Origin of the sequence: Streptomyces sp. E2N166, from assembly GCF_003671715.1 — a bacterium.
GTDB lineage: Bacteria > Actinomycetota > Actinomycetes > Streptomycetales > Streptomycetaceae > Streptomyces > Streptomyces thinghirensis.
Map to the genome: position 1 here is coordinate 1,728,284 of NZ_RAIF01000032.1, position 3,799 is coordinate 1,732,082.

General features: G+C 72.1%; 3 protein-coding genes. 2 read left to right on the top strand and 1 reads right to left on the bottom strand.

Annotation, left to right across the window (positions count from 1 at the left end; all coding sequences use genetic code 11):
• Positions 1-104 precede the first annotated feature (104 nt).
• Complete coding sequence (locus tag EBH09_RS34855; RefSeq protein WP_193776757.1) at positions 105-824, bottom strand: hypothetical protein; 720 nt, start codon at positions 822-824, stop codon at positions 105-107.
• A gap of 112 nt (positions 825-936) precedes the next feature.
• Here EBH09_RS34855 and EBH09_RS34860 point away from each other — a divergent pair, with 112 nt between their 5' ends.
• Both EBH09_RS34860 and EBH09_RS34865 read left to right on the top strand, forming a co-directional pair.
• The gene (locus EBH09_RS34860; RefSeq protein WP_193776694.1) at positions 937-2,832 is read left to right on the top strand and encodes a SpoIIE family protein phosphatase; all 1,896 of its coding nucleotides are present in this window, start codon (positions 937-939) and stop codon (positions 2,830-2,832) included.
• A 211-nt stretch (positions 2,833-3,043) separates the two neighbouring features.
• A partial coding sequence (locus tag EBH09_RS34865) for an alpha/beta hydrolase (protein ID WP_153182765.1) occupies positions 3,044-3,799 on the top strand: 756 nt, incomplete at its 3' end.

Here is a 3,799-nt window from a genome sequence, read left to right on the forward strand (position 1 = left end):
CACCGAGCCCGACGGGATGACGGCGGCACCGCCGTGCGAGACGCGCCCCGCCGCCCCTGCCGTACGGCCGGGCGCCGGACTCCGGCCCGGAGCCGCTCACGGCCTCATTTCAACCCTTCTTCCGCGTCGACCACCTCGGCCGGCCGCGGAGGCCGGATGTCCAGCGGCTCGTCGAAGTCGGCGAAGGACGTGGTCGTGTCGTACTCGGCGCCCTTGTACACCGCCTTCAGCAGGTACGGCTTGCCCTGCGTGGCGACGTAGAAGCGGTACGTCCCGCCCTTGTCCTCCTTGTCGGTCACGGTCAGCTCGACCGCCTTCCGGTCGCCGACGCGGGTGGTCTTCCCCGTCTTCGCGGTGCCGAAGGAGACGAAGGGGCGCGTGCAGGCGGAGAGGCCGTCACCGGGCTGCGCGGCGTCCACCGGCTTCTTGATCCAGAGCTTCTGCTCGCCGGTGACGCTCGTCCCGCCCTTCCACTTCTGCAGGTAGGCGCGGTCGGGACGGACGTAGTCGGTCCCGCCGATCCGTATCTGGTCGAGGCGGCCGCCCTCGGACAGGGTGGTCCTCGCGGTGCACCGGCCGTCGAGGTCGGTCACGAGCCGGATGGTGACGGTGCCGCCCTTCGCCGCGGTGCTGGTGGAGTCGACCCGCACGGACTTCAGCGCCCGCATCGCGGCGTTGGCGTCCTCGAGCATGTCGTCGGCGGACCGGTTTCCGCCGGAGTCACCGCTGCCGCACCCCGCCACGAGGGTCCCGGCCAGCAGACAGGTCAGCACGGCCGACGCCGTGGTCGTGGTCTTCGCCCGCACGAAACCCTCCAGGTACATGATCAGCACCGGGAGCCTACCCGACCTCCCTCCTTCGGCCCTCCGGAGCGGTCCTTACCCGCCCGCTGAGGGAACCTGGCGGGACGGACGGCGTCGGAAGGCTGTGAGGGTCGTGACATCACGCTGGGCGGGCCACCGGGAGGGCGACGAGCCAGGTGACGAAGGAGCGGACGATGCCCCGGCGTCCGGCTTCGACCGCGCCGTCCTGCAGGCTCTCGGCGCCGGTGTCCTCACCCTCGACCCGTCCGCGCGCATCACCTCGGTGAATCCCTGGGCCGAGCATCTGCTGGGACGCTCGGCGCCGGACATGATCGGACACGACGCGCACGACCTGCTGCACCGGCACGCCGACGGGAGTCCCGTGCCGCGCGAGCGGTGCGCGCTGCGCAACCCGCTGCACGGCGTCGCCGCCGAGGAGGGAAGCGAGGAGTACTTCCAGCGGGCGGACGGCACCACGGTACCGATCATCTGGGCCACCACCCCACTGGTCAGGGACGGCCGGCAGGAAGGGCTCGTACTGGTCTTCCACGACTTCAGCCTGCACCGAAGCGCCGCGGAGGAGACCGAGGCGCGCACCGCCGCCCTGGAGGCACTCACCACCCAACTGCACCTGGTGGCCGAGATCTCCACCGTACTGATCCCCTCCGAGCACACCTCCGCCACGCTCCGCCGTCTCCTGCGGCTGCTGGTGCCGGAGCTGGGCCAGTGGGCCGCGGTCGACGTCTGCCAGGGGCACTCGGACGTCCTGGAGCGGGTCGCCGTGCGCAGCAGCACGCACCCGCACCGGGCGGGACGGCTGAGAGGGCCGGTGACCTCGCTGCCGGACCCGGCCCGCGCCGCGCTCACCAGGCTGATCAACAGTGACCGCCCCGCACCGCTGAGCGCCGAGGACGTGCTGCACGACCCGGGGAACCCCTTCACCGCCACTCATCGCGTGCTGTTCGAACGGCTCGGCGGACACGCGGCCGTCGTCGTCCCGCTCCGCACCAGGCAACGGTCGTACGGGATCCTGACCGTGGCGAGGTCGGGGGACCGGCCCGCCCACACCGAGGCCGAGGTCGCCCTGCTGGCCGACATCGGCCGCCGGGTCGGACTGGTCCTCGACAACGCCCGGCTCTACCACGAGCAGCAGAACGTCGCCGAGACCATGCAACGCCAGCTGCTGACACCCCTCCCGCAGGTCGACCACCTGCGCATGGCGGCCCGGTACTGGCCCGCCGAGAGCGCCATGGAGGTCGGTGGGGACTGGTACGACGCCTTTCTGCTCGCTGACGGTGTCATGGCCCTGGTCATCGGGGACGTGGTCGGGCACGACCTGCAGGCGGCCGCCCACATGGCCGAGGTCCGCAACATGCTGCGCGCCCTGGCCTGGGACCACCAGGAACCGCCGAGCGTCATCGTGCGGCGCCTCGACGAGGCAGTGACCAACACCAGCGACGCCCCCATGGCCACGCTCGTCTTCGCCCGTGTCGTGGGCCCCGAAGGCGGCCCCTGGCAGCTGCACTGGGTCAACGCCGGACACCCGCCGCCCCTGCTGATCACGCGGGACGGGGAGACCCGCTTCCTGGAGGGCGGACACGGCCCGCTCATCGGCATGAGCGCCGCCCTGCGCCTCGGTCTGGGCTGGCCCGACACACGTGAGGAACTCCCGCCGGAGAGCACCCTCCTGCTCTACACCGACGGTCTGGTGGAGAGCCGCGACCGCCCGATCGACCTCGGCATGGCCAAGCTCCGCCACCACGCCGGCGTCCTGGCCCGCCGGCTGGAGGGGCGGAGCATCGACGAGTACTGCGACCAGCTGCTCGACCGCATCACGCCCCGCGGCGACGACGTCGCCCTGCTCGCCCTGCGCCTGCCCGCCGCCGGCGTCGGCGCCCCCGGGGACGACGCACCGCCTCCACCGCCCCAGTCCGCGCACAGCGAGGCCACCCCGGACCGGGCCGCTCCCGGCTCCCGCCGCCAGCAGCCCGAGGTGCGGGACCCGACACACGTCGACCCGGACGAGTAGAGGGCAGACGAGCAGAGGGCACAGGGGGATGCGCGGCGGCGCGTTCACGTGCCCGCCCTGCTCCCCGTACTCGTCCGGCGGCGTGCTGCGTGCGAAGGCTCAGCGGGTGCGTTCGACTTCTGGGGGACGCGGCGGCTTCCGGGGGATGCCGCGGCGTCCTTCCCACCCACCGGCCCGCCGCACGGCCGGGCTCCTGACCCACGGAGGGCGCATGCCCATCTGCACCACTCGCGACGGCGTCGACATCTTCTACAAGGACTGGGGCCGGGGCCGTCCGGTCGTATTCATCCACGGCTGGCCGCTGAACGGCGACGCCTGGCAGGACCAGCTCAAGGCGGTGGCCGACGCCGGCTACCGCGGCATCGCCCACGACCGCCGCGGCCACGGACGTTCCACGCCGGTCTACGACGGCTACGACTTCGACACCTTCGCCGACGACCTGCACGACCTGATCACCGCCCTCGACCTGCGTGACGTCACCCTCGTCGCGCACTCCATGGGCGGCGGGGAACTGGCCCGCTACATCGGCCGGCACGGCACTGAGCGGGTCCGCTCCGTGGTCCTGCTCTCCGCCATCACGCCGTTGATGCTGCGAGGGCCGGACAACCCCGAGGGCGTTCCGCAGTCGGTGTTCGACGGCCTCAAGGCCGGCATCATCGAGGAACGCTCGCAGTTCTGGCAGGACACCGCGGTCGGCTTCTTCTCCGCCGACCGCGACGGCAGCAAGGTCACGCGGGGCAACAAGGACGCCTTCTGGTACATGGCGATGGCTCAGACCATCCAGGGCGGCGTCGACTGCGTGGACGCGTTCGGCACCACCGACTTCCACGAGGACCTGAAGAAGTTCGACGTACCGACCCTCGTGGTCCACGGCGACGACGACCGGATCGTCCCCATCGACGCCACGGGCCGCAAGACCGCCCGGCTCGTGGAGGGAGCGGAGCTGAAGGTCTACGAGCGGGCCTCC

Excerpts from the sequence above, each read along its gene's own strand:
- EBH09_RS34855 (WP_193776757.1), bottom strand. The coding sequence starts at position 824 with ATGTACCTGGAGGGTTTCGTGCGGGCGAAGACCACGACCACGGCGTCG.